At 53.3% G+C, this 24,268-nt stretch carries 26 protein-coding genes and 1 pseudogene; 20 read left to right on the top strand and 7 right to left on the bottom strand.

Annotation, left to right across the window (positions count from 1 at the left end; genetic code table 11):
* Nucleotides 1-9 precede the first annotated feature (9 nt).
* The 3 genes from AC0LWM_RS02385 to AC0LWM_RS02375 all read right to left on the bottom strand — a co-directional run bounded on the left by AC0LWM_RS02385 (nt 10) and on the right by AC0LWM_RS02375 (nt 3,174).
* Complete coding sequence (locus AC0LWM_RS02385) at nt 10-1,065, bottom strand: HD-GYP domain-containing protein (protein ID WP_474673293.1); 1,056 nt, start codon at nt 1,063-1,065, stop codon at nt 10-12.
* A 228-nt stretch (nt 1,066-1,293) separates the two neighbouring features.
* On the bottom strand, nt 1,294-2,430 hold the full coding sequence (locus AC0LWM_RS02380; protein ID WP_474673292.1) for a ThiF family adenylyltransferase: 1,137 nt from the start codon (nt 2,428-2,430) through the stop codon (nt 1,294-1,296).
* Between the two features lie 15 nt (nt 2,431-2,445).
* Nucleotides 2,446-3,174: a molybdenum cofactor biosynthesis protein gene (locus AC0LWM_RS02375; RefSeq protein ID WP_474673291.1), complete on the bottom strand. Its 729-nt coding sequence runs from the start codon at nt 3,172-3,174 to the stop codon at nt 2,446-2,448.
* Between the two features lie 173 nt (nt 3,175-3,347).
* On the opposite strand from AC0LWM_RS02375, the gene moaA reads away from it, so the two are divergent.
* The 7 genes from moaA to AC0LWM_RS02340 all read left to right on the top strand — a co-directional run bounded on the left by moaA (nt 3,348) and on the right by AC0LWM_RS02340 (nt 12,600).
* Nucleotides 3,348-4,349 (top strand): GTP 3',8-cyclase MoaA, encoded by a 1,002-nt coding sequence (moaA, locus tag AC0LWM_RS02370; protein ID WP_474673290.1) that lies wholly within the window; start codon nt 3,348-3,350, stop codon nt 4,347-4,349.
* Between the two features lie 18 nt (nt 4,350-4,367).
* Nucleotides 4,368-4,835: a molybdopterin-dependent oxidoreductase gene (locus AC0LWM_RS02365; RefSeq protein ID WP_474673289.1), complete on the top strand. Its 468-nt coding sequence runs from the start codon at nt 4,368-4,370 to the stop codon at nt 4,833-4,835.
* A 196-nt stretch (nt 4,836-5,031) separates the two neighbouring features.
* Nucleotides 5,032-6,477, top strand: a complete 1,446-nt coding sequence (locus AC0LWM_RS02360) for a bifunctional metallophosphatase/5'-nucleotidase (protein ID WP_474673288.1) — start codon at nt 5,032-5,034, stop codon at nt 6,475-6,477.
* A gap of 30 nt (nt 6,478-6,507) precedes the next feature.
* Complete coding sequence (locus tag AC0LWM_RS02355; RefSeq protein ID WP_474673287.1) at nt 6,508-7,329, top strand: undecaprenyl-diphosphate phosphatase; 822 nt, start codon at nt 6,508-6,510, stop codon at nt 7,327-7,329.
* A 381-nt stretch (nt 7,330-7,710) separates the two neighbouring features.
* Nucleotides 7,711-9,984: an MMPL family transporter gene (locus AC0LWM_RS02350; protein WP_474673286.1), complete on the top strand. Its 2,274-nt coding sequence runs from the start codon at nt 7,711-7,713 to the stop codon at nt 9,982-9,984.
* 72 nt (nt 9,985-10,056) lie between these two features.
* The gene (gene yfkAB, locus AC0LWM_RS02345; protein WP_474673285.1) at nt 10,057-11,193 is read left to right on the top strand and encodes a radical SAM/CxCxxxxC motif protein YfkAB; all 1,137 of its coding nucleotides are present in this window, start codon (nt 10,057-10,059) and stop codon (nt 11,191-11,193) included.
* 81 nt (nt 11,194-11,274) lie between these two features.
* Nucleotides 11,275-12,600 (top strand): hemolysin family protein, encoded by a 1,326-nt coding sequence (locus AC0LWM_RS02340; RefSeq protein WP_474673538.1) that lies wholly within the window; start codon nt 11,275-11,277, stop codon nt 12,598-12,600.
* 81 nt (nt 12,601-12,681) lie between these two features.
* On the opposite strand, the gene AC0LWM_RS02335 is transcribed toward AC0LWM_RS02340, so the two are convergent.
* The 3 genes and pseudogenes from AC0LWM_RS02335 to AC0LWM_RS02325 all read right to left on the bottom strand — a co-directional run bounded on the left by AC0LWM_RS02335 (nt 12,682) and on the right by AC0LWM_RS02325 (nt 13,924).
* Nucleotides 12,682-12,822, bottom strand: coding sequence for an SDR family oxidoreductase (locus AC0LWM_RS02335; RefSeq protein ID WP_474673537.1), 141 nt, complete (start codon nt 12,820-12,822; stop codon nt 12,682-12,684).
* Nucleotides 12,823-12,889: 67 nt separating this feature from the next.
* Nucleotides 12,890-13,419, bottom strand: a pseudogene (locus AC0LWM_RS02330) (SDR family NAD(P)-dependent oxidoreductase); the annotation flags it as partial.
* Nucleotides 13,400-13,924, bottom strand: a complete 525-nt coding sequence (locus AC0LWM_RS02325) for an RNA polymerase sigma factor (RefSeq protein ID WP_474673284.1) — start codon at nt 13,922-13,924, stop codon at nt 13,400-13,402. The gene AC0LWM_RS02325 and the pseudogene AC0LWM_RS02330, both read right to left, overlap by 20 nt.
* Nucleotides 13,925-14,135: 211 nt before the next feature.
* Here AC0LWM_RS02325 and AC0LWM_RS02320 point away from each other — a divergent pair, with 211 nt between their 5' ends.
* The 5 genes from AC0LWM_RS02320 (at nt 14,136) to pgsA (ending at nt 16,707) form a co-directional block, all read left to right on the top strand.
* A complete protein-coding gene (locus tag AC0LWM_RS02320; RefSeq protein WP_474673283.1) occupies nt 14,136-14,387 on the top strand; it encodes a spore coat associated protein CotJA in 252 nt (83 codons plus the stop codon).
* The gene (locus tag AC0LWM_RS02315) at nt 14,356-14,634 is read left to right on the top strand and encodes a spore coat protein CotJB (protein WP_474673282.1); all 279 of its coding nucleotides are present in this window, start codon (nt 14,356-14,358) and stop codon (nt 14,632-14,634) included. Before AC0LWM_RS02320 ends, AC0LWM_RS02315 begins: the two co-directional genes overlap by 32 nt.
* A 63-nt stretch (nt 14,635-14,697) precedes the next feature.
* Nucleotides 14,698-15,267, top strand: coding sequence for a manganese catalase family protein (locus AC0LWM_RS02310; protein ID WP_474673281.1), 570 nt, complete (start codon nt 14,698-14,700; stop codon nt 15,265-15,267).
* 153 nt (nt 15,268-15,420) lie between these two features.
* On the top strand, nt 15,421-16,038 hold the full coding sequence (locus AC0LWM_RS02305) for a transglutaminase-like domain-containing protein (protein WP_474673280.1): 618 nt from the start codon (nt 15,421-15,423) through the stop codon (nt 16,036-16,038).
* Nucleotides 16,039-16,143: 105 nt separating this feature from the next.
* Nucleotides 16,144-16,707 carry a CDP-diacylglycerol--glycerol-3-phosphate 3-phosphatidyltransferase gene (pgsA, locus tag AC0LWM_RS02300; protein ID WP_474673279.1) on the top strand — a complete coding sequence of 188 codons (564 nt, stop codon included), beginning with the start codon at nt 16,144-16,146 and terminating at the stop codon, nt 16,705-16,707.
* Between the two features lie 33 nt (nt 16,708-16,740).
* On the opposite strand, the gene AC0LWM_RS02295 is transcribed toward pgsA, so the two are convergent.
* The gene (locus AC0LWM_RS02295; protein ID WP_474673278.1) at nt 16,741-16,956 is read right to left on the bottom strand and encodes a DUF3951 domain-containing protein; all 216 of its coding nucleotides are present in this window, start codon (nt 16,954-16,956) and stop codon (nt 16,741-16,743) included.
* A 112-nt stretch (nt 16,957-17,068) separates the two neighbouring features.
* Here AC0LWM_RS02295 and AC0LWM_RS02290 point away from each other — a divergent pair, with 112 nt between their 5' ends.
* The 8 genes from AC0LWM_RS02290 to pduL all read left to right on the top strand — a co-directional run bounded on the left by AC0LWM_RS02290 (nt 17,069) and on the right by pduL (nt 24,248).
* Complete coding sequence (locus AC0LWM_RS02290; protein ID WP_474673277.1) at nt 17,069-17,839, top strand: DUF3891 family protein; 771 nt, start codon at nt 17,069-17,071, stop codon at nt 17,837-17,839.
* Nucleotides 17,840-17,886: 47 nt separating this feature from the next.
* Nucleotides 17,887-18,822: a pentapeptide repeat-containing protein gene (locus AC0LWM_RS02285; RefSeq protein WP_474673276.1), complete on the top strand. Its 936-nt coding sequence runs from the start codon at nt 17,887-17,889 to the stop codon at nt 18,820-18,822.
* Between the two features lie 200 nt (nt 18,823-19,022).
* The gene (locus AC0LWM_RS02280) at nt 19,023-20,348 is read left to right on the top strand and encodes an LCP family protein (protein ID WP_474673275.1); all 1,326 of its coding nucleotides are present in this window, start codon (nt 19,023-19,025) and stop codon (nt 20,346-20,348) included.
* A gap of 221 nt (nt 20,349-20,569) precedes the next feature.
* Nucleotides 20,570-21,223: an ethanolamine utilization microcompartment protein EutL gene (gene eutL, locus AC0LWM_RS02275; RefSeq protein WP_474673274.1), complete on the top strand. Its 654-nt coding sequence runs from the start codon at nt 20,570-20,572 to the stop codon at nt 21,221-21,223.
* 38 nt (nt 21,224-21,261) lie between these two features.
* Nucleotides 21,262-21,612 (top strand): BMC domain-containing protein, encoded by a 351-nt coding sequence (locus AC0LWM_RS02270; protein WP_474673273.1) that lies wholly within the window; start codon nt 21,262-21,264, stop codon nt 21,610-21,612.
* A 39-nt stretch (nt 21,613-21,651) separates the two neighbouring features.
* Nucleotides 21,652-23,184, top strand: a complete 1,533-nt coding sequence (locus tag AC0LWM_RS02265) for an acetaldehyde dehydrogenase (acetylating) (protein WP_474673272.1) — start codon at nt 21,652-21,654, stop codon at nt 23,182-23,184.
* Between the two features lie 28 nt (nt 23,185-23,212).
* Nucleotides 23,213-23,506, top strand: a complete 294-nt coding sequence (eutM, locus tag AC0LWM_RS02260) for an ethanolamine utilization microcompartment protein EutM (protein WP_474673271.1) — start codon at nt 23,213-23,215, stop codon at nt 23,504-23,506.
* Between the two features lie 13 nt (nt 23,507-23,519).
* Nucleotides 23,520-24,248 carry a phosphate propanoyltransferase gene (pduL, locus tag AC0LWM_RS02255; RefSeq protein WP_474673270.1) on the top strand — a complete coding sequence of 243 codons (729 nt, stop codon included), beginning with the start codon at nt 23,520-23,522 and terminating at the stop codon, nt 24,246-24,248.
* Nucleotides 24,249-24,268 lie beyond the last annotated feature (20 nt).

The raw sequence follows: 24,268 nt of genomic DNA, 5'->3' as shown, positions 1-24,268 counted from the left end.
CCGATGTTCTCACATCGAGATCGAAGCGATCTCCAGATGGCTGTTCGCGGACAAATCGACGAATGTATCTTCCATCTGTACAAGCGGACGGAAAAAATCAACGGGGTTCGTCATGACGATGGTTCCGCTCTCCCCCGACTTCAGTTTAACTTGCTTGCCTATGAAGTTCGGGATCATATGCTGAATGAACGTATGGGTCGTTTCGGGATCCAGCTCGGTGAAGCTCAATCGGTGCAGTTCCTTCAGCACGTAGAGCAAATCTCGCTTCTCTTGATACACGCGATTCGAGATCATCGCGCTGTAGACGTCGGCTACGGCGACGATTTTGGCTAGCGGATGGATTTGATCCCCGGTTAGCTTGCGCGGGTAACCCGACCCGTCGCAGCGCTCGTGATGCAGCAGGGCGACCAAGGCAAGATCGCGAGAGCCGATCGATTGCTCAATGATGTCGTAGCCGTACACCGTATGTTTTTTTACCTCCTCAAATTCTTGAGGGGTCAGCTTCCCGGGTTTATATAGGATGGATTTGCTGATCCGGCATTTGCCGATATCATGCAAATACCCCGCTTTGCCGGCGAGTACGGCTTGTTCTTCGTCCATCCCTTTCCACTTGGCGATGAAGTAGGAGAGGATGCCGACCTGAACGCAATGCTGGTACGTATAATCGTCGTTTCCCTCAAGCGTCAGCAGCAGGGAGACGGCGTCTTTGACTTGCAGCAGGTTTTCCGCCAAAGGCTTGAACGTTTCGTCCGCGTATTGCTCGTTGATTTTGCCGGATTCCGCGGCTTGCTCGAACAACAGTTTCATGCCGAAGACGGCTTCATTGAACAGCGGCGCTACGGTTTCCGCGATTTGTTTATTGTATGCGCTCTCATTAGATGTTGTATCGGACGGTTTCGTTTGACGGGGCTCTATATCCACGTATTCGATTTGATGGCGCAGCAGCAACGAGATTTCCTCGGAATTGAGCAGCGTTCCCTTGGACAAGACGTGAAGGCCATAACCATTAAACGTATCCGTAGTTAAACGATCTCCAGGTAATAATTCGGTTATATATACCCTCATTCCTATTCGTACCATCCTTTACGCATATTAATGCATTCACTGGAATCAATATAACAATAAATACCGCGATTTGACAATACAATTCATGTCCTATATTTGCTATATCCAGATAGATTAAGGGGCAATTTGGATAAAAATCAAACTTAGGTCTTAAGTCTATATAACTAGATAACCCGACAAAGGAACTATAAGTTTCAAAAACGCTGCCCGTGTTGGACAGCGTTAGGACTACATGCCGATATAGCGGCTGTATAAACTTTTGGCGGCGACCGGATCGTTAACTCCTTGAACGAGCGTCCGTCCGTCGGGGAATAAGACGATTCGCCGAGTTTCATCCAGGTGCAGCTTAAGCAAAAAAGGGTTCCGCTCGACTCGGCCGAGCGGGGCCAGTTTGTCGGCCCACTTGTTCAAATCGATCTTCATCGCATGCACCGGCTGGATCTGCACGGAATCGCGCCCGCATAACGCGGCGATCATCTCTTCGCCGTGCTCGGCTTCGAGGTATTCGAAGCGACGATGGCCGCAGGCGGGGCAATCGGCTTTGCGTGCTTTTGTCACGTCGACTGCGCTGTGGTGGTTATGCCATAAATCCAAATGGACCATCTTCCGGCTTAGCTTGTCCCGATCGCCGACCAGCAGCTTCAATGCTTCCGTCGCTTGATAGGATGCTACCATATGAATGATCGGCCCGATCACTCCGGCTGTGTCGCAGGTTTCGGTCGTGCCGGGCGCGGGCGCACCGCCGAACATGCAGCGCAAACACGGCGTTTCGCCGGGAATGACCGTCATCGACACGCCGCGCGAGCTGACGGCCCCGCCGTAAATCCAGGGCACCCGATGCTTTACGCTGACATCGTTCACAAGGAAACGTACGGCGAAGTTGTCGGAGCCGTCCAGAATAAGATCAACGCCCGTCAACAGCTCCTCGGCATTGTACGCATTCAAATCGACGACGTGCGGCTCGATCTCGACGGCCGAATTGGCCGCCGCAAGCCGGGTTGCCGCAGCGACGGCCTTGGGAGCGCTCATCCGGGCGTCCGTCTCGTCGTACAGCATTTGCCGCTGCAAATTGCTCGCTTCAACAAAGTCACGGTCGATGAGGCGGATGTAGCCGACACCGGCCCGCGCCATATGGTTGGAGAGTACGGTGCCGAGAGCGCCCATTCCTACGATGGCGACTTTGGCGCGATTCAATCGCTGCTGTCCCGATTCGCCGATTGGGGCGAACAGGATTTGCCGCGAATAGCGGTCGCGATCCGCAATGGCCTTTGCGCCGGCGTCATCCTCTATCGGCTTGCTATCGGATTGTTGCTCGATTTGTTGCTCGATTTCACGTTCCGCTTGATTGTTCCGCAGTTCTTCCATTGTCACGCCCACTCCTTATTCCATCGACGTCGTCGGATCCCAGGGACCAAGCTGATGTCCTTTCCATTCCGAGCCGTCTTCCCAAACTTCTTTTTTCCAAATCGGTACGATTTGCTTCAATCGCTCGATCGCATACCGGCTGGCGTCGTAGCAATCGCTTCGATGCGGGGTGGAAACGGCGATGATGACGCTGGTTTCCCCGACGTTCACTCGTCCAAGCCGATGCGAGATGGCGCAGTCGGCGCCCGGCCAGCGCTCTTGAATTTCGTCGCCGATTTGCGCGAGCGTTCGCAAAGCCATCGGCACATAAGCCTCATATTCCAGCAGGACGGTACGCTGTCCTAACGTGTACTCGCGCGTCGTTCCGACAAAAGCAAGCGTTGCGCCGTGATCGCGCGAGTTTACCTTCGCCGTCACATCCTCGACGGATAACGGTTCATGCGTGATGACGAATCTTTCCCGAGCCGCGGCAAGTCCGCTTTCCACGGACGTTCCGTCTCCGCCTGAAACCGGCGGGATGAGCGCCAGCTCGTCACCTTCATTCACGGTTTCGCCCGCATCGGCATATGCTTGATTTTTCGCTATGAACGATTGCTCGATCAACTGCTGCATATGCGGATATAATGCGATAAGCGCAAGCTTGAGTTCTCCGACGGTAAGTCGCTCACGCGGATCGGAGAAGGATAGGACATGGCTGCCGAACCGTTCCGCCAAGCCGGCAAATAGTTGTATCGATAAGTTCATGAACATCTCCTTTTTCGAATCGTCGACATGCACTAGATCATGAATTTTTCACCATTAACAATCAAAGATAGCATACCATAATCGCCCCGCAAATGTTATGATAATACGACAGGAACATAAGATCGTAACGGGTAGTCATCATAGTTCATGGAATAATGAATGGGGGTGCGAGCATGTCCGGGCTCATCGATCGATTCGGGCGAATACACAACTATTTGCGGATTTCGGTTACCGACCGCTGCAATCTTCGCTGCTTGTATTGCATGCCTGAGGAAGGCATGGAATTTATGCCGGAGGACCGGCTGTTGACGTTTGAGGAAATCGGGCAGGTGGTGCGCGTCGCCGCTTCGATGGGCGTGACGAAGCTGCGCATTACCGGCGGCGAGCCGCTCGTCCGCCGCAACATTGAAGAGCTGATCGCCGATTTGGCGGCGATTCCGGGAATCGACGACATCGCGTTGACGACCAACGGGATTTTCCTCGCTCCGAAAGCGGCTGCCCTTAAGGCGGCTGGGTTAACCCGGGTGAACATCAGCCTGGATACGCTCGACCCGGCAAGGTTTCGATTCATTGCGAGAAACGGCGATCTGCAGAAGGTGCTCGACGGCATTCAAGCCGCCGACGAAGCCGGATTCCATCCCATTAAGCTGAACTGCGTATTGCTCAAGGACGTGAACGAAGACGAAATCGTCCGTTTCCTGCAACTGGCAGTCGAACGTCCGCTGCATGTCCGGTTTATCGAATATATGCCGATCGGCCACGCCGACGACAACTGGCGCAAACATTATTTGCCGCTCAGCCGTGTTCTCGAACTATGCCGGGAGCATGGATACGAGATCCGGCGAATGGACAACGTGAAGGGCAACGGGCCTTCGGAGGACTGGAAAATCATCGGAGGCGCCGGGTCGTTCGGCCTCATTCACCCGGTCAGCGACCACTTCTGCGAGCGATGCAACCGGCTGCGGCTGACCGCGGACGGGAATATGAAGCCATGCCTCTATTGGGTTGACGAGCTGAACGTGAAGCCTCATCTGGGAAACGATGATGCGCTCAGGAACTTGCTGCTGCGGGCGATGGACATTAAGCCGAAAAACCATGAAATGGCGGAGAAGCTCACCGGCAGCGAGCAGAGCCATGTGCCGACGGAACGGCGCATGTCGCAAATCGGCGGGTAGCGGAGGGGGAGGTAACCGATGGAGAAAATAAGCAGCATTACCGTCGCGGAAGATGAGATTTACGAGGAACCGTTGACATTGGAGCAGTGGATCGCCATGGCGCCGGAACATTTTCCGATTGCGGAACGGGTTACAGGGGCGACCGGGCAGGCGTTTGATCTCCTGAGCTGGTTTCGAGTCTGGCAAGAACGGCGAGGAGCCGCATCGACGCCGACGCATCTTATCGTCCGGGCAGCGGATGAATTCCAAGCGACCATTCCATGGGAACAGCTGAAGCAAGCTGCGGTATTGTACGAACAGGATGGCGAATCTCTCCGCAGAGGTTATCCTGTCCGGTTGTATGTGCCGAACGGGACAAGCGAATGTTTGAACGTCAAGAGCGTTGTTTGTCTCCGCTTCGTGCACGACGATCGATTAAGCGCCGAAGCCTCGTACGGTTTCCTCAATTCGATCAGCCCCGCGGCGCTGCGCGGCGGTCTGCGTTAAAGAAGAAGATCACCGGGGGGTGGTCTTCTTTTTTAGGTCATTTTTTTTCGGTTTGCCGCATTAATAACGAGTGGCAGGATTTTATTCATTGGAAGTCGAACATAATAAAAGCTGCTGGACGCGGCTCTTTCGATGAACGCCCGTTGCATAACTATATTTTCGAAAAGTCCGATTGTAGGAACAGGAGGAATGGGCGTTGTCTTCTACGCAATCGTTTACGATATTGCATACGAACGATATTCATAGCCATTTCGAACAAATGGCGAAAATCAGCTCGCTGATCGGCAGCTACCGGCAAACATTGCACCCGGATCAATTGCTGGTCGTCGATTGCGGCGACCATCTGGACCGGATGCGAATCGAAACCGAAGGCAGCGACGGAGAAGCAAATCTGCGCATTATGAATGCGACCGGATATGAAGCGGCGGTGCTTGGCAATAACGAAGGCTTGACCTTCTCCAAGGAAACGCTGCAGTGGCTTTACGGCACGGTAGCCGAATTCCCCTTGATCGGCAGCAATATGCTGGACCTTGATTCAGGAACGATGCCGCCCTGGATGGTACCCTATCATGTGGTACATAAAGGAAGTCTTCGAATCGGCATCATTGGCGTAACGATCAATTACACCAGCTTTTACCGGCAGCTCGGCTGGGAAGTGTTGGATCCGCTCAAGACGGTTGCCGAGCGCGTTCTCCAACTGCGCGACAAGGTTGATGTGCTGATCGTCCTGTCGCACCTCGGATTAACGACCGATCAGGCGATGGCGCAGCAAATTGAAGGTATTGATCTCATTCTCGGCGGACATACTCACCATCTGCTGGAGCAGCCGTTGGAAATCGGAGGCACGCTCGTATGCGGCGCAGGTAAATTCGGGCAGCATGTCGGAAAAATTGAATTTACTTACAACTTTACGACAAGCTCAATCGTCGAAATTAGCGGCGGCTGCATCGATGTCGAGTCCTACGAGCCGGATCAGGCGACGCTTCGGACGATCGAAGCTTATTTATATGCCGGGAAGGCGAAGCTCGGCAAGCCGATTGCGGATTTGAACGAGCCGTTGCCTACCGGCATCGAGCACGAATCGCCGCTCGGCAATTTGCTGGCGGCCGGCTTGAAGAGCTGGACAGGGGCCGAAATTGGCCTCGTCAACGCCGGACAGCTGTTGGACGGTTTGCCTGCGGGCTTGGTGACCGAACATATGCTGCACGCCGTCTGCCCGTCTCCGATTAACCCTTGCCGTATCAAGCTGCGCGGAGAGCAGCTGCTTCGCGTATTGGAGGAGGCTTTGCTTCCGGAATTTACGGGCAAGCCGATTCGCGGCTTCGGTTTTCGGGGCAAATGGCTCGGTACGTTGTGCCTAGATGGCGTAGAGGTACTTTACGACGGGAGCAAGCCGGAGTATCATAAGATCGTTGCGGTCCGAATAAATGGGGAACAGCTGGATCGAACGAGGCTTTATGAGGTAGGCACGATTGACATGTTTACGTTTGGGGTCGGGTATATGACGCTGAAGGAAGGCTCTGACGTCGCGTATTATTTGCCCGAATTCATCCGGGACGTGCTCGGCCGTCAGCTCCGGGAGCCGCAGGCCGTCCTGGCGTGCAGAATCAACCGTTGGCTGGAACAACAAGAGACGAAGTAAGGTCTACAAGCAAGGTTATAGGAGGATGACATGGGAGATTTTATTGTAGCGATTATACTAGGCATCGTGGAGGGACTTACTGAGTTTTTGCCGGTTTCTTCGACAGGCCATATGATCCTGACGAACAAGCTGCTCGGTATCTCGGAATCGGACGAAATGATCAAATCGTTCGAGGTTATTATCCAATTGGCGGCGATTCTGGCGATCGCGCTCGTATACCGAACGAAGATCGTTCAACTGCTAGGTCTCGGACGCAAGGAAACGTACAAGATCGGCGAACAACCGAAGAAAAGAATCAACTTGATCCATATTGCCCTGGCTGTGGTGCCGGCACTGGCGGTGGCCTTCTTGCTTCGCGACATTATCAAAGGCGATGGCTTTAATGCCTACCCGGTTTTGTTCAGCCTTGTCGTCGGCGGTATCTTCATGATCGTTGCCGAAAAGGCGAAGGTGAAGATAACGGCGCATGAAATGGACGATATTTCGTATAGACAAGCCTTGCTGATCGGCATTTCGCAATGCCTTGCGACATGGCCGGGATTTTCGCGTTCCGGCGCGACGATATCCGGCGGGATGTTGTCCGGCGTCAGCTACCGGGCGGCTGCCGACTTCTCGTTCCTTATCGCCATTCCGGTCATGTGTGCGGCGACGGGTTATGAGCTGCTTAAAAATTACAAAAACTTCACGGCGGACAATATCGGGTTTCTAGCGATCGGTTTTGTCGTTTCCTTTATCGTCGCCTGGATCGTTGTGGTCGCTTTCCTGAAGCATATTCAAAAAGTAAAGCTGAGTTATTTTGCATATTACCGTTTCATTCTCGCGGCATTATTCTGGTTGTTTATTCTGCGTTAATTTACATCAGCGTCGGTTCGCTCAATCAGTTGAGTACGTTCGCCGATCGCGATATAATGATAAAAAAAGAAAAACCTGGATGACCAGGTTTTTTTGTTTAACAATATAGAATTTATAAGTTTTCGGCAGATAACGCAGTGAATCAAAATTCTATTTGGCAAGAAAAGCTTCCTCTTACGCAGGGTCATTCATCGTGGAAAGGGCTTCGAATCGAAGCTTTTCTTAACGATAAAGAATGTTTAAGTTCGCTGAAGCATTAAAGTGAAAGAGAACTTTCTTTACCAAGAATAAACTTCCGCTAAAACGCGGTCGCTCATCCTTGAAGGACTTCGATAGAAGTTTTTCTTATATTAAGAGCATGTACCTTATAGGGAGATTGTCATGATCGAGACTGATGCAAAAGGATTGTTCTGGCGATTTGGGATGGCGATGTTCCGATATCGGAAGCTTGTCGTCGGGGTATGGGTCATTTTGTTTCTTGCGCTTGTTCCGTTTGCGCAGCAAGCGCCGGGGCTGCTAAAGGACAACGGATTTACCCCGACGGGCAGCGAATCGGATCTAGGCTTCCGCAAGATGAAGGAAGAGCTCGGCATTGCCGCATGGTCCATGCAGGTTGTGTACGAAAGCGATACGATGGACTTGACAAAGCCCGAAACGATGAAAACCATTATGGATTCGCTTGCCGACCTGAAGAAGCAGCCCTATGTCGCCGATATGAAGTTTCTTGAAGCGACTAGATTGCCTCAGGCAAGCAGCGGCGTCCAAACCGTCAGCGTATCGCTGAATTTCCATCCCGGCGAAGAGCTGGAACGGTTTAAAGAACTGAAGAAATCCATTTCCGCCCCTGAAGGCATGCGCGTATATATTACGGGCGGTACGCCGATCCTGCACGATATGCAGGAGGCCAGTAAAAAGGACATCGTCACATCGGAGATGATCGGCTTGCCGATCGCCTTGATCGTGCTGCTCCTTGTATTCGGCACGCTGCTCGGCGCCTTGCTGCCGATGATCGTGGGGCTGACTAGCGTGACGGTGACGCTGGGCATTACGTATTTTATTGCCGGAAGCGTGTCGCTGAGCAACTTTCTGCCGAATATCGTAAGCATGCTGGGACTCGCCGTGGGCATCGATTACGCTTTGTTCATGGTCAGCCGGTTTCGCGAAGAGCTGAAGCTGCGCGGTTCGGTGGGTGAAGCGGTCGCCATGACATGCCAGAAGGCGGGCAGGTCGATCTTTTATTCCGGCATCGCGGTACTGATCGGTCTAGTCGGCATGCTGTTCATCGACTTGAACATATTCCGGTCGTTATGTCTTGGAGGCGTCATCGTCGTTTCCGTTTCCGTTGCCATAGGAAATACGCTGCTGCTGGCTTTGTTCGGACTGTTCGGCCATAAGATCAACGCATGGCGCATCATTCCGAAGCGGTGGAGCGGGAGCGGCAAGGAGCGGGGAGCAGCGGTCCGGGGACGGGAAGCTCGTCCGTTCTGGGAAAAGGTAGCCTATGCCGTGATGAAGCGGCCTATGTCGCTTGTCGTCATTCTTGGCGCGCTGCTCATCTATTGCATGCTGCCGCTTGGCGAGATGAAGCTGGGCATGCCCGAAGCGGACGTGCTGCCGCCAAGCTACGATTCGCGTTACGGGTCGGATTTGATGGACGCCGCTTATGATAAGAGGGAATTGAACCCGATTCAAATCGCGGTGACGACAAAGTCGGAAGTTTGGGACGAGGATTCGGTGAAGCAGGTCGACGCTTATGTGGCCTCCTTAAAGCAATTGGCGGACGTCAAGTCGGTCCGCAGCTATTTGGATGCCGTTCCCGGCGCCGATTCAGCGGCAGCTCTCGCGGTCGCCTTCAAGCAAGGGACGGTGCGCGAGCAGTTGGAGAGCTTTAAACTCGCGAAAGGCAAGACAACGCTGGTCAGCGTGATTGCGGAAACGCAGCCTGGCGACGAACGGACCGACGAGCTGGTCAGAAACCTACGGAAGCTTCGTCAGGACGGCGTAGAAGCCCAAGTGACGGGGGGGCCCGCTTACCGGCTCGATTTGTTGGACCGCATTCGCAATGCGGAGCCTTACGTTATCTTGTTTGTCATGGGTGTTACTTATGTCGTATTGTTCTTGGCTTTCCGTTCCGTCGTGCTGCCGCTAAAGGCGGTGCTGATGAACGTATTGAGCCTTGGGGCAAGCCTCGGCATCGTCGTTTCGGTATTTCAGAACGGACATTTTGCCGAATGGCTCCATATTACGTCAACGGGGTATGTCATGGCGACCGTGCCGATCATTATTTTCTGCATCGTGTTCGGCATTTCGATGGACTATGAGGTGTTCCTGCTGTCGCGAATCGCCGAGGAATACGAAGCTACGGGAGACAATGAGCGAAGCACCGCCGAAGGGTTGATGAAAACCGGAAGCCTGATTACAAGCGCCGCTTTTATTTTGATCGTTGTCGTCGGCGCATTCATTCTCACGGATAATGAAATCATGAAGGCGCTGGGATTAGGGCTGTCGCTTGCCGTGCTGATTGATGCGACGCTGATCCGGCTGTTCATGGTGCCTGCGCTGATGAAGCTGCTGGGACGGGCCAACTGGTGGGCGCCGCGGTGGGCGAGACGGCGGATGCCGGACAATGCTGGAAGCGATGCAAGCTTGCAATAATGTAGTAAACGACGGTACAATGAAGGATAATGTTTTCCTATTCATTCTATAAAGTTAAGGTGCTGTTGACATATGATTCAAACGAACAACCAGAATAAGCTTCATGTATTGCCCGAACTAAGCCCGGCTTACGACCCGTGGGACCCGCTCCGCTCCTTGCAGCAATACGGCAAGCATGTGCTGACGAGCGTGGAGTTGACGATCACGAACTTGTGCAATATGCGCTGCGAGCATTGCGCGGTCGGCGATTCGCTAACGATGACGGAGCCGGAGAAGCTGCCGCTTAGCCAAATTTTGCGGCGGCTCGAAGAGGTCGAGCATCTGGAGACGATCAGCATTACGGGCGGCGAGCCTTCCTTCCAGCCCAAGACGGTGCGCGATTATATCGTGCCGTTGCTCAAGTATGCCCGGGAACGCGGTGTCCGGACGCAGATCAACTCGAACCTTACGCTGGATTACGACCGCTATGAGCAGATGGCGCCGTACCTCGACGTGATGCATATTTCATTCAATTACTTAAGCGCCGACGATTTCCATCAGGTCGGCTTCGCCCGCGCGGGACATCCCGTATCGCTCGAAACGGCGGCGAAAATGTACGAGCGGATGATCGACAATGCACGCCGGTTAAGCGAGGGCGGCATGTTCGTTTCGGCGGAGTCGATGATCAACTACCGCACATATGACCGAATCGTCGAGATCCATCGGCTGATCGATCAAATGGGCTGCCGACGCCATGAGGTGCATCCGATGTATCCGAGCTCTTTCGCGGCCAACTTGCCGGTGTTATCGCTAGAACAGACGCGGCAAGCGATCGATGCGCTGTTGGATGAACGAAACCCGGCGATGTGGATGCTGTTCGGCACGCTGCCTTTTTACGGCTGCAACAGCTCGGCCGAAGACCGGCGCATTCTGCAGAGATTGCGGACGGAGCCGAACGTCACGGTGCGCAACGATCCGGACGGCCGCAACCGGTTGAACGTCAGCCTTTTTACCGGCGACGTGTTCGTCACCGATTTTGCCGACGTGCCGACTTTCGGTAACATTCACGAGGAAAGCTTCGACAGCATTTTCGGTCGTTGGCTAAGCCATCCGCTGCATGTCAAATATAACTGCCACTGCCCGCAGGTAGGCTGCTGCGGCCCGAATTTGCTCGTCGCCGACGCGTATTACCGCGAAGTCGACTTTACGAAACGCCAAGCGATTGGCTGAACGAATTGCTAACAAGTCATGTGCATTCGATAAGAGGAGAGAGCTACCTTGGAATTTCAACCTGTTCCGCTGCTGTTGAATATGCTGCTTGTGCTTTTTCTCGTTTTATTGAACGGTTTTTTCGTCGCGGCCGAATTTGCGCTGGTCAAAGTCAGGCAGTCCCGGCTGACGCAGCTCGTCAATGAAGGCAACCGGTCGGCGAGATATGCGCTCAAGGTCAACAAGAAGCTTGACGCTTATTTATCCGCAACGCAGCTCGGGATTACGCTGGCCTCGCTCGGACTCGGCTGGGTCGGCGAGCCTGCCGTGTCGGAGCTGCTGGTGGAGCCGCTGCTGCATTTGTTTCATGTAACGAATGAAACCCTCGTGCATACGATTTCGTTTATCGTCGCTTTTGCGGTCATAACGTTTCTGCATATTGTGCTTGGGGAGCTCGCTCCGAAAACGCTGGCCATACAGAAGTCGGAACAGACATCGCTGTGGCTTTCCGCGCCGCTCATGCTGTTCTACAAAGTATTCATGCCTGCGATATGGCTGCTGAACGGAGCCGCGAACCGGCTGCTTCGGCTGGTCGGCGTGGAGCCGGCCAGCGAGCACGAGGCGCATACGGAGGAAGAAATCCGTATTCTGATGAACCAAAGCGCCAAAAGCGGCATCATCGACAAAGACGAAATGAAGCTGTTCGACAACATTTTCGAATTTTCGGACCGGATTGCCCGCGAGGTGATGCTGCCGCGGATGGATATGGACTGTTTGTTCACGGACATGACCTTCGAGGAAAACATGAAGCTTGTTCATGAAACCAAGCACAGCCGTTATCCGGTCGGCGTGAACGACAAGGATGAAATTATCGGCTTCATTCATATCAAGGATTTGCTGACGGCCGACCCGAACGGGGAGCACAAGCTGGAAAGCTTACTGCGGCCGATTCTGAACGTGCCCGAATCGATGGAAATCAGCCGCGTGCTGAAGCTGATGCAAAAAAACCGCTCCCAGCTGGCGATCGTCATCGATGAATACGGCGGAACGGCCGGGTTGCTGACGGTCGAGGACATTTTGGAGGAGATCGTCGGCGAATTGCATGACGAATTCGATAACGGGGAGCGCCCTCCCGTGGAAGTGAACGATCATATCATTTCGGTGGAAGGCCGGATATTGATCGAGGACATTAACGACAAGCTTGGCCTCACGATCGAAGACGACGAAGTGGACTCGATCGGCGGCTGGCTGTTCAAGAAGCTGGAAGGCGAAATTTCCGTCGGCAAAACGGCCGATGCCGGCAAATATACGTTCGAGGTCGCGGAAGTCGACCGTTTGCGCATTTTGCGCGTACATATTTATCCGAAAGCGTTGCCGGACGAAGCGGCAAAGGAACCGGTGCAGGCGGACGAAGAAACCCGGACTTAGGCGCAATCGAACAAAGAGCCGTTCAACAGGCTGCTTCAAGGAGCAGAAATGTTGAACGGCTCTTTTCTTGGTCAGATTCGTTTAGATGAGCAGGACGCCGCCGTCGACCGACAATACGGTTCCGGTTGAATAATCGTTCGTCATCAGATACAGTGCCGCTTGTGCCACATGCTCCGGTTGTCCCATTCTTCTGACGGGGAGCGTGCGCGCCAGATGCTCGATTGCCCCGGACCGCCCGTCGCCGAAAAAACGTATCCAACAGCGGCGTATCGATCGCTCCGGCGCTGATCGCGTTCACCCGAATCGGAGATAGCTCCAGTGCGAGCGCCCTGCCCAAAGCTTCGACGGCCGCGGCGGAAGCGGCGGCCACTGCGCTTCCCGGAGAAGGCCGCAAGGAAGCCGTTCCGGACATGAACGTGATCGAGCCTTGCCCGTCATCTTGGGCGCCGCATATTTGGCTGCATAATAGGAGCCCCAAAACTTGCTGTCCAGCGTCAATTTAAGCTTTTCGGTTTCCGTGTCGGCTATAGAACCTAAATGAATTTGGGACGCCGTCACGAATACGTGATCTACTCGCTCGATTTGATCGAACATCGTTTTGACCGAGCTTTCATCCGCGGCATCCACGGCCAAAGATTTCACGCGATTTCCGAGACCTCGCTCTTCGAGCGTTTTGACCGCGCGGCGCAGCTTATCCTGCGATCGGCCGGCAATGTAGACGTATGCGCCTTTGGAAGCGGCGGCTTGAGCCGTTCCCAAACCGATCCCCGAGCTTCCCCCGATGATGACGACATGTTGTTCAGCGATGGCAGATTTCATGTTGTTGTACCCCCTGTTTGATCAATTTGGACATTTTATTCCGGGCTCGATGCAATCTCGATTTGACCGTGCCGATCGACAAGTGCAGCGAGTCGGCGATTTCTTCGATGCTGCGGTCGTACTTGATGTCCATGAGCATGACCTCGCGAAACACTTGCGGCAGCTCCAGCATTTTTTCGCAAATTTCTCCCTTATATTTGAACTGAAAATATTCGCATTCGGCCGACGGGCTGTATTCGTTTGTTCGAATATGTTCCATCGGCATGACCCGGCGATCCAAATTTTTGCGCTTGAAATCTTGAGCGACGTTACGGGCAATCGTAAACAGCCAAGTTTTCGGCGAACTATCCCCGCGAAATGCGTGTATCGAGCGATATGCCCTCAAAAATACTTCCTGCGTGATTTCCTCCGCGAACTCCTGCTTTCCGATCAAATAATACGAATAATTAAAAACATCTTGCTTGTAGTTCGTCATGATCTCGTCAAAATGTAATGGATGCTGCACTCAGCTTCACTCCTTTATATCCAATTAGACCGGATTGTTCATAAAAAGGTTCCCGTGTTCCCATAGGGATTTGAAATTTTCGATAGGCGATGGCCCGTAACCAATTTTAGGCGTATGTCATATAGTATCATGAGAATTTCCGCAGGAGCGGAATCATGAAAAAATTTTTGCACCAAAGCGATTCGATCGAAATTCAACAGGAGGAACGAACATGAATCAAGCACGCTACTGGCATCCATTTATCGGGCCATTCGATCCTTGTCCGCCGGTTCGGGTGAAATCGTACGTCGTGGCGCCGAACCTATTCATCCCGTTTCAGCCGCCGGGTTTGCCGCAATTTAGTCCTGCCCAAGCACTGAGGGTCGGAACGTTATGGCCTGCTTTTTACAGTCCTTATCCAATTCCTTCCGGTGTGAAAGGAGTGCAAGCGAATGTCAACGCCCCATCACCCTATGCCAAATGAACATTATTATCGATTGCTTGAAGAATTGCAGGCAGCTGATTTTGTATTGGTCGAATTGACACTATACCTGGATACCCATCCGGACGATATGCAAGCGATCCAGCAGTTCAATCAATTCGTGCAGCATCGCACGCAACTGGCGCAACGTTACGAATCGGAATTCGGACCTCTGCTGCAGTTCGGTACGTACAGCTTCTCAAAATATCCGTGGCAATGGGTAGAGACGCCTTGGCCTTGGCAGGTATAGAGCGAGGATAAACGACGTTAAATAAGGACGCTATATATTAATACATGGAGAGGAAGTACGTCGATGTGGGTGTATGAAAAAAAATTGCAATATCCCGTTCGCGTCAGCAAATGCGACCCGCGGATGGCGAAGCTGCTCATCGAGCAATACGGAGGAGCGGACGGCGAACTGGCCGCGGCGCTGCGTTATTTGAACCAGCGGTACACGATTCCGGATAAAGTAATCGGACTGCTCACGGACATCGGCACGGAGGAGTTCGCCCATTTGGAAATGATCGCCACAATGGTGTATAAATTAACCAAAGACACAACGATCGATCAGTTGAAGGCGGCGGGGTTGTCCGAGCACTTCGTTAACCATGACCGGGCGTTGTTTTACAGCAATGCGGCAGGCGTGCCTTGGACGGCAACGTATATCCAAGCGAAAGGCGATCCGATCGCCGATTTGTACGAGGATATTGCGGCAGAGGAGAAAGCGCGTGCGACGTATCAGTGGCTGATCGATATGACCGATGACGTCGACCTGCAGGACAGCTTGAAGTTTTTGCGCGAGCGGGAAATCGTTCACTCCATGCGGTTCAAGGAGGCGGTCGAAATTTTAAAAGCCGACCGCGAGGCACAAAAAGTATTTTAGCCAAAACAATAAAGCCAATCGTCCTTCAAGGACGGTTGGCTTCGGCTTTTTTACGCCTCGACGGTACGATACGCTTATATCACTAAATTTTCATTGAATAAATAAACGAATTATCGCATAATAATACATATTTGTTTTCAGGAGGTATGTGTCGTGGAGCTGATGCAACAATCGCCGAATGTGATAGATTATTTGTCCGAGACGGAGGAAGTGGATTATCGCCATCCGCTCATCCAAGAGAAGATCGCGAATTTATTCGACGAAACGATGTCCGATATCGAAATGGCCGAAAAGGCATTCCTGTTCGTAAGGGATGAGATCGCCCATTCCTGGGATATCCGGAGCAGGCGGATTACGCGCAAAGCGTCGGAAGTTCTGATGTATGGGGAAGGTATTTGTTATGCCAAATCCAATTTGCTCACCGCCTTGCTGCGCGCCCAAGGGATACCAACCGGTTTCTGCTATCAGCGGCTCACGCTCGGAGACACGCCGGACACCGGCCACTGCCTGCATGCTCTAAATGCGGTTTATATGCAGAGTATCGGGCGGTGGATCCGACTGGATGCCCGAGGGAATAAAGAAGGCGTAAACGCGCTGTTCTCGCTGGAGCGGGAATGTCTAGCTTTTCCGATCAGGGATTTCTACGACGAAGTCGACTATCCCGTCATTTATTCGAAGCCGAATGCCGAAACGATGCAAACGCTGCGCGACCATTCGGACTGCGTCGAGATGTACCTTCACGGATTGCCGACCGGGCTTGGCTTGTCGTAATTCCGCGATAGCGTGCTTTTGGCTAGACAGTGCAGGGAATATATGCTAATCTAGTCTCGTCAAAATGGATACGGTTTCAATCGATACTTTCGAGGAGTGGGGCGGATGAACCTTGCGAACAAAATAACGGTTGCGCGGATCTGCCTGATTCCGTTGTTTATCGCATGCATGCAGCAATACCCGGACTGGGCGGCGGATCATATAGGCGTGCTTGCATGGATGAACGACTATGGGGCGTATGCCGCGACATTCGTATTTCTGCTCGCCGCGGCAACGGATAAACTCGACGGTTACATAGCGAGACGGTATAATCAAGTGACCAATTTCGGCAAGCTCGTCGATCCGTTAGCCGATAAGCTGCTCATATCGGCAGGTTTGATCATGCTCGTCCAGTCGCACCAAATTCCGGTGTGGACGGCTGTCGTCATCATTATGCGGGAGGTTCTCGTAACGGCCATGCGAATGGCGGCTATTTCGAAAGGCGTTGTCCTCGCGGCGGATCGGTATGGGAAGTTAAAGCTTGTCTCCCAGGTAGCGGCGATCGCTTTAACGATCGTAGATTTCGCACCTGTCGACATCCTGTGCATGTATGCGGCGGTTGCCCTAACGATTATATCGGGCTTAATTATTATTGGAAATTATCGCAGGCTGGAGCTCCATGCGGCCTAAAGTTACATCGAACAATAAACAATCGCGCAGCGGTTAGTCTTTACCGTCTCCTTGATCGTTGCGCTCCTCCTTCGTTTCCTTTTCTTCATGAAATTCAACAGGCGTATGACCGGTAATGTAATCAAACGGCGTGTAATTGCTGTTCGGAATTTCCCTTCCCCGAATCATCTTGACGATAATAATTGCGAGCAAAGCAACGATCGGGGCCGCAATGCCCAAAATCATGATGAGCGAGTAATCCAAGTTCATCCGTCCTTCCTTTTCATCAGGGTTGACCCATGAATGAGTGTATATACGTGCTCGAGCGGTTGAAGTTTCGAATCATGCGGGACGGCTTTTTCGGAGAGGAGCGATTCGGTCCATGATCATTCGAGTCAGAGAAAACGATATCGTCATGATTGAGCAAGATAACCACGGCCGTTTTGCGGGAGACATCGCCAAACATATTCAAGAAAGGCATTTCCCGGGCGGGCTGCTGCGGGATGAAACGATTGTCGCCGCATATGAGCATGACCGGTGCTGGACCGGACTCGACCATACGCCGATCTGGAACGATCGTGAGCAAGCCCCATTTTCTTTTATGGATTACCCCGTCTTGCCGAAGCTTGCTTTCTACCAGATAGGTATTGACGAAGTCGAGGCGATGAACGGATATGCGGGTTTGTTGTGCAGCTTGCATTTTACTTCGTTTTTTATCCAGAACACGCCCCAAGATTGTATCTCTTTTGTATTAGGCGAGAAAGAGCGCCAACAGAGATTGAAAGAGCGGTATTCGGAAGTGGATGAAGCTTTGCTGACAAAGCATTTGAACTTTTTGCAATTTTGCGACGATCTATCGTTATATGTATGTCTGAACGAGCCCGGAAGCAGCAAGGCAGACGAGCACCCCTGGTACAGGGCGGGCATTCCGCACTCCGAGGTGTTCCATTCGGCGCCAGGCTCGGCGGCCAAGGCGATGGCGGTTTGGGTGAACGAAAACAAGGTCCAAATTCGCCCGTTTCCGTTTGAACATGAATTTACGGCAACGCTCCGTTATCGGGTTGTGCCCATGGACGAGATCGCCGCGAAGGGCTTGGATCTAGCGTATCGGAACGTGGAGCTGAAGGTACAGGCAGTGACTTTTTGCGAATGATAAAGGTATCGATAAATTCATACATATAAACGAAAAGGAGCTATATGATGGGGAACATGGTGCTGAAAGAAATGCTTACGTTTGATTGTACGGTTGAAAAAGGCAATGCCCAGCTGATAATAAACTGCGATCATGACAACGGATTTGCCGTCACTCCGCTCAAGTACAAAACGCCGCTGACGATTGAGCTGGAAGCCAAGACGGATTCCACCAATATTCGTCTCGTATTCGCGAAAGGCATGTTGATTTTCAACTGGGAGTGTGGCGAGGAGGAGCTCCGCTTCCACGATCCGCTTACGGGCAAAGCCTACGGAATTCCGGGGCAAGGAAAGCTACCGGTTCATGAGTGGGTTCGCATCGGGTGGACGATTACCGAGAGCTATGCTGCCGTAAGCGTAAACGGAATTGAACGTTATCGCAAGTCGGGCAATTATGCGGATGCTGCAGGACAAATCGGGGTCGGCGCCGCCTGGGGATCAACCGTAGAAGTGAAACAATTAAGCATTGATGGCGAAACAACCGATGCCGGTCGATCCATACCGGAGATTATCGAATGTAACGATACGATGAATTTGCCAAGCCGTTTTTTTGTGAACGGCGCGAATTTATCCGGTACGCGTTTCCGCAATATTAAAGGCGAACCTCTTGAGTTTGAATGCGTAACGCTGGCGGGAACCCGGATTCAAAATGCCAATCTGAGCGGCATCCGAATCGCGGACGCGAACTTGAGCGATATGGAAATCGACGGAGCTCAAATCGGGGGAGCCTACATCCACCACATCGGCATGCCGCCGGAAGGACATCCCGCTTACGATCCGAACGCGGTTCAACGTCCGGTCCGATTCGAGCATTGCGAGCTGAGCAACAGCACGATCACAAACTGCAATTTATCGAATGTGGAAATTACGGATTGCAACATAACCGGCCTCAAAATAAACGGCATTCTGATTGAAGACTTGCTGCAGGCGTATACGCGCGGTTGATTTTTGACCTGCGCCATTTCTATGATTCGTAATGTATGATTCAATTTTCTACGCATGCGCCCTCCCCCGCTGGAGGGCTTTTGTGCGAGTCGATAACGAAAATGGAAAAGAAAACCGAACTCGTTCGGCTTCTCGATCGTCTATTTTACCAGATTCGACATAAGATCGAGAATATGGGTTGGAAAGTCAGGAGGAACATTGTGAGCATCATCTGGTGGAGGAAGCATTTTCGAAAAATTATGATCATCACCGCAGGCGTCATCGGCAGTTTGTTGATCGGCGCCGGGGTGTATGCCGGCGTTTTATATTATAAGGCGGACCGGGCTTTGGGCAATATGTCGATGGAAGCGCCGTCTCAGGAGAAGACGCCGCCTAAGTCTTCCGGCGAACAGGAGTTGGAAGGAAGCGCGGCCCAGGCGGATCAACTAAAGCCCATGTCTTTGTTGCTGCTTGGCGTCGATCAACGGGAAGGCAGCGGAGGGACGATGAACACGGACGTCATTATGCTCGCAAGCCTGAATCCGCAAAGCCATACGGCCACGATTCTGTCTCTGCCGCGCGACTTGAAGCTAGCGCCCGAGACGTTTTCGCCGCATAAAGCCAACTATTATTACGCGTATTATTACAATAAAGATAAGGATACCGCCCTTTCGAATACGAAGAAGCTGTTCGGCGACATGTTCAATTTTCCGATCGACTATGCGGCTATCGTTAATTTCGACGGCTTGAGCCAAATGGTTGATGTCCTCGGCGGACTGGAAATTGACGTGGATATGAACATGAAATATGTCGACAACGAAGACGGAACCAATATCGACCTCAAGAAAGGGTTGCAAATGTTGGACGGCAAGCATACGCTCGATTTCATCCGCTACCGCAAATCGAACCAAGGTACGGCGGAGTCGTCCGATATTGCGCGCAACGGCAGACAGCATCAGGTGCTCGGCAAGCTGCTGGAAAAGCTGACTTCGTTAAACGGCATTTCCCAGTGGGGCAATGTACTCGATATCGTCGGGAATAATGTAAAAACAGATGTGTCCAAGGATCAATTGGTGGAATGGATCATGTCCTTTACGAAATTAAAGCCGGATGTCATCCAGTATGTCGAAATGGAAAGCGAATGGAAAAGTCCTTATATTTATTTAAAAGAAGACGATTTGCGCAAAGGACTCGAAGCGCTCCGTCAAGGAATGAAGCCGATTCTTGCAACCTCACCGAGTTCCGGTGATGGTGCTGGTCCGGACACTGGCCCGGTGGCTGGCGTTGAATCCGGATCCGGCTACGGCGCAGGCGTTGGTTCCGGTTCAAGTTCTGGTTCTGGTTCGAGTTCAAGCTCAGACTCTAGCTCAAGTCCTAGTTCAGGCGTAGATATTGGCCCTGGCACTGGCCCTGGCACTGGTACTGGTACTGGTACTGGTACTGGTCTAGGCTCGGGCTCTTCGGATCCTGGGTTAGGTTCCGGTTCAGGCTCGGATCCGGGTTTGGACGATCGTCTATCGGAACAGGTTGGAGTATATTCTTCTTAAGTTGAAAAAAGCCCCCGGCAACCCGCTGCAAAAGAAATTTTGTAGTGGGTTGTCTTTGTTATGCATAACAATAGAACAACAAAATGTTGTTGACAAACGTCGCGGTGAAACGCTATCATAAACGAAAACAACAACATTATTCATGAAACAACATGAAAAAAGACCCATTATTGTTGAATTGGTCCGATGAATAGTCATTTTGATGGATTGAGGTGATCGGAGTGCGCAATCAACCGATTCGTGCCGTGCCGTTAGCCGTTCAGTTGATTCCGAATGTCGACCGCATTTTGGCCGAGCGGCTAGGGCTTGAGCCGCACATTCGCAGCATCGGCATGCTGACGTCAACCATTGACGATGTCGGTTATACGGCAGTAGACGAAGCGACGAAGAAAGCGGCTGTCGAGGTGGTGTACGCCAAATCGTTTTATGCGGGCTCATCTCACGCGTCAGGTCCTTTGTCCGGCGAATTTATCGGCATCATCGGCGGCGAGACGCCGGCCGAGGTGAGGAGCGGACTGGACGCGGCGATTGAAGTGCTGGAGCACGGAGCACACTTTACGGCGCTGGATGATGCCGGATCCCACGCTTATTACGCTCATGTCATATCGCGGACGGGATCGTATTTATCGAAGACGGCCGGCATCGCCGAAGGAGAGCCGCTGGCGTACCTGATCGCGCCTCCGGCGGAAGCGATGGTTGGTCTGGATGCGGCGCTAAAGGCGGCGGACGTAACGTTGTGCATGTTCTACGGCCCGCCGACGGAAACGAATTTCGCCGGGGGATTGCTGACCGGCAGCCAGTCGGCGTGCACGGCGGCCGCAAGCGCTTTCGCCGAAGCGGTACGAGCCGTCGCCGACCGGCCGCGGACGCAATAAACCGAAAGCGAAAGTGAGCTGCCAAGGAGGAAGCAACGATGCAGAACGGCAAACTGGCGTTAGGCATGATCGAAACATACGGGCTGCCCGCGCTCATTGCCGCGGCCGACGCTGCGGCCAAAGCGGCCGATGTCCGCATCAGGACAAGGGAAAAGGCGGATGCGGGCATCGTCATCGTGTATATCGAAGGCGACGTTTCCTCCGTGAAAGCCGCGGTCGAGGCGGGCGAAGCGGCGGCCCGCCAAGTGGGGACGCTGCGAGGAGCTCATGTCATTCCACGTCCCGACGAGTCGGTGCCGGGGGTCATTAACAATTGGAGCGGGACTAACGCTGCGAATAAGCCCGCAAGCGGCAGGGGAAGAGGCCGCGGCGGGAACGCCGGCAAATAACGCAACACGTTAAACGGTTGAACGGAAGGAGTGAAACCAATGAAGCTCGATACGGATCTGCAATCGATCCAGGAGGTGCGGGATCATTTGCACCGGGCGAAGCAAGCGCAAAAAACGGTCGAGCACATGACGCAGGAGCAGATCGATGCGATCGTACGCAGCATGGCGGAAGCCGCCGAGCGCGAGTCGGTTCGGCTTGCGTCGATGGCCGTAGAGGAAACCGGATTCGGCCGCGTGGCGGACAAAACGGTGAAGAATCTGTTCGCCGCCCGTGACGTTTACGGAGCGATCCGCGAGATGAAGACGGTAGGCATCCTGAACAAGGACGAGACGCGCAAAGTATGGGATATTGCCCAGCCGGTAGGCGTCGTGGCAGGCATCGTGCCTTCGACGAATCCAACGTCGACGATCATTTTCAAAACGCTGATCGCCGTTAAGGCTCGCAATGCGATCGTGTTCAGCCCGCATCCGTCCGCGCTGCGCTGCTCGGTGGAAGCCGCACGGATCTTGCAGGAGGCTGCGGAGCGCGCCGGGGCGCCGGCCGGATTGATTCAAAGCATCACAACGCCAACGATGGCCGCCACCGACGAACTGATGAAGCATAGGCTGACGAACGTCATTCTAGCGACGGGCGGGTCGGCGATGGTAAAGGCGGCATACAGCTCCGGCAAGCCGGCCTATGGCGTCGGACCCGGCAACGTGCCCGTATACATCCATGCAAGCGCGCGGATTGAACAAGCCGTCAAGCGGATCATCACGAGCAAGACGTTCGATTACGGAACGATCTGCGCTTCCGAGCAGGCGATCGTCGTGGACGAGTCGGTGAAGAAACGAGTGCTGGACGAGTTTGTGCGCCAAGGCGCCTATGTGATGAACGAAGAGGAGAAGCGGAAGGTCGGCGCCGTCATTATGATCGGCAAAGGACTCAATCCGAAGATTGTCGGCCGTTCGCCGCAAGTAATCGCCGATATGGCGGGAATCGCAATTCCCGTAGGCACTACCGTATTGATCGGCGAAGAAAACCAAGTCGGCAAAGATTATCCGTTATCCGTCGAGAAGCTATGCCCGATTCTTGCTCTGTACACCGTGAAGGATTGGCGCGAAGGCTGCGAAACATCCATCAAGCTGCTGGAGCTGGGAGGACTCGGTCATACGCTCGGCATGCATTGCGAGGATACGAGCGTTATTGAAGCGTTCGGCTTGGAAAAGCCTGCCTCGCGCATCGTCGTCAATTCCGGCACGACATTCGGCGGAATCGGCGCAAGCACGGGCATTATGCCGTCCCTGACGCTAGGGTGCGGCTCGTTTGGCAACAACATTACGTCGGACAATATCGGCCCGCAGCATTTGCTCAACATCAAGCGGGTCGCCTTCGGCATCCGCGAGGTGGACCCGGCGCAGATTGCATCCACGGCGCCGTCCGGCGAAGCCATTGCGGCAGCGGTGGCAGCAGAGGCGCAAGAGCGTTCGTCGCGCCAAGCGGCATTTGGCGAACAACCCCTAATCGGCATTACGAGAGATGAAGTCATGGATATCGTCAAATCGGTGATTTCACAGCTCAAGCTATCATAAATTTATCTATTAAAAGGAGGCTTTTCCCATGGCAGGAGAATACACGGCATTAGGCATGGTAGAGACAAAAGGTTTGGTAGGCGCAATCGAGGCGGCGGACGCAATGGTCAAAGCGGCTAACGTCAAATTAATCGGCAAAGAGCATGTCGGCGGCGGGATCGTAACGGTGATGGTTCGCGGCGACGTCGGCGCGGTGAAGGCGGCTACCGACGCAGGCGCGGCGGCAGCGCAAAAAGTCGGAGAGCTGTTGTCCGTTCACGTCATCCCGCGCCCGCATTCGGATATCGAATTTATTCTTCCTAAGCTTGCGCCGCAAGCGTAACGTCTAGTCGCCGATGGCTTATATTACGGAACATCAACTTCGCGCCTTGCTGGCGAAAGGCATTCCGGATCCTTACGTGCTGCAGCCGGACGAGAAGCTGACTCCGGCTGCGCTGGATTTTTTGAAAACACGGAAAATTGCTGTAGAGACGGGGCTGCGGGGCATCCCCGTCGGCGTTTCGAATCGGCATATTCACCTGTCGCCACAGGATGTGGAAGCGTTGTTCGGTTCGGGTTACGAATTGACGCCGCTGCGCGAGCTTTCGCAGAAAGGGCAATTCGCCGCTTCGGAGACCGTTACGCTGCAAGGGCCAAAAGGAACGATTTCCGGCGTGCGTATTTTGGGTCCGGCCCGCGGCGCGACCCAGGTGGAAATTTCGCGAACGGACGGATTCGCGTTAGGCATTCATGCGCCTGTTCGTCTGTCCGGCGATATCGAAGGCACGCCCGGAATCGTGCTGATCGGCATGAAGGGCAAGATTACGATCGAACGCGGCGTAATCGTCGCCAAATCGCACGTTCACCTTTCTCCACAAGACGCGGAATCGCTGCGGGTTAGCGAAGGGGACCGGCTCATGCTGCAAACGAGCGGAGACCGTCCGCTGATCTTTCCCGATGTTGTCGCCCGAATCAGTCCAAGGTTCAGCCTGGACTTCCATGTGGATACGGACGAAGCGAATGCGGCAGGGCTTAAGACCGGCGACCGGGTTCAATTGATCGGAAGGAATGGCAAGTTTGTTTGAAGCAAGGAAGAGGTGGGAAC

It is taken from the genome of Paenibacillus sp. sgz302148, assembly GCF_056120465.1.
The sequence above is the reverse complement of the archived record's forward strand: the minus strand, read 5'-3'. Positions and strand labels throughout refer to the sequence as shown.

Bases quoted from the DNA above. Each gene is read 5' to 3' on its own strand.
- eutM (WP_474673271.1), top strand. From the start codon at position 23,213: ATGGCAGGAGAATACACGGCATTAGGCATGGTAGAGACAAAAGGTTTG.
- moaA (WP_474673290.1), top strand. From the start codon at position 3,348: ATGTCCGGGCTCATCGATCGATTCGGGCGAATACACAACTATTTGCGG.
- AC0LWM_RS02355 (WP_474673287.1), top strand. From the start codon at position 6,508: ATGGGAGATTTTATTGTAGCGATTATACTAGGCATCGTGGAGGGACTT.
- pduL (WP_474673270.1), top strand. From the start codon at position 23,520: ATGGCTTATATTACGGAACATCAACTTCGCGCCTTGCTGGCGAAAGGC.
- AC0LWM_RS02285 (WP_474673276.1), top strand. From the start codon at position 17,887: ATGGGGAACATGGTGCTGAAAGAAATGCTTACGTTTGATTGTACGGTT.
- AC0LWM_RS02265 (WP_474673272.1), top strand. From the start codon at position 21,652: ATGAAGCTCGATACGGATCTGCAATCGATCCAGGAGGTGCGGGATCAT.
- yfkAB (WP_474673285.1), top strand. From the start codon at position 10,057: ATGATTCAAACGAACAACCAGAATAAGCTTCATGTATTGCCCGAACTA.
- AC0LWM_RS02365 (WP_474673289.1), top strand. From the start codon at position 4,368: ATGGAGAAAATAAGCAGCATTACCGTCGCGGAAGATGAGATTTACGAG.
- AC0LWM_RS02295 (WP_474673278.1), bottom strand. From the start codon at position 16,956: ATGAACTTGGATTACTCGCTCATCATGATTTTGGGCATTGCGGCCCCG.
- pgsA (WP_474673279.1), top strand. From the start codon at position 16,144: ATGAACCTTGCGAACAAAATAACGGTTGCGCGGATCTGCCTGATTCCG.
- AC0LWM_RS02340 (WP_474673538.1), top strand. From the start codon at position 11,275: ATGCTGCTTGTGCTTTTTCTCGTTTTATTGAACGGTTTTTTCGTCGCG.
- AC0LWM_RS02290 (WP_474673277.1), top strand. From the start codon at position 17,069: ATGATCATTCGAGTCAGAGAAAACGATATCGTCATGATTGAGCAAGAT.
- AC0LWM_RS02310 (WP_474673281.1), top strand. From the start codon at position 14,698: ATGTGGGTGTATGAAAAAAAATTGCAATATCCCGTTCGCGTCAGCAAA.
- AC0LWM_RS02350 (WP_474673286.1), top strand. From the start codon at position 7,711: ATGATCGAGACTGATGCAAAAGGATTGTTCTGGCGATTTGGGATGGCG.
- AC0LWM_RS02320 (WP_474673283.1), top strand. From the start codon at position 14,136: ATGAATCAAGCACGCTACTGGCATCCATTTATCGGGCCATTCGATCCT.
- AC0LWM_RS02315 (WP_474673282.1), top strand. From the start codon at position 14,356: ATGTCAACGCCCCATCACCCTATGCCAAATGAACATTATTATCGATTG.
- AC0LWM_RS02385 (WP_474673293.1), bottom strand. From the start codon at position 1,065: ATGAGGGTATATATAACCGAATTATTACCTGGAGATCGTTTAACTACG.
- AC0LWM_RS02375 (WP_474673291.1), bottom strand. From the start codon at position 3,174: ATGAACTTATCGATACAACTATTTGCCGGCTTGGCGGAACGGTTCGGC.
- AC0LWM_RS02270 (WP_474673273.1), top strand. From the start codon at position 21,262: ATGCAGAACGGCAAACTGGCGTTAGGCATGATCGAAACATACGGGCTG.
- AC0LWM_RS02380 (WP_474673292.1), bottom strand. From the start codon at position 2,430: ATGGAAGAACTGCGGAACAATCAAGCGGAACGTGAAATCGAGCAACAA.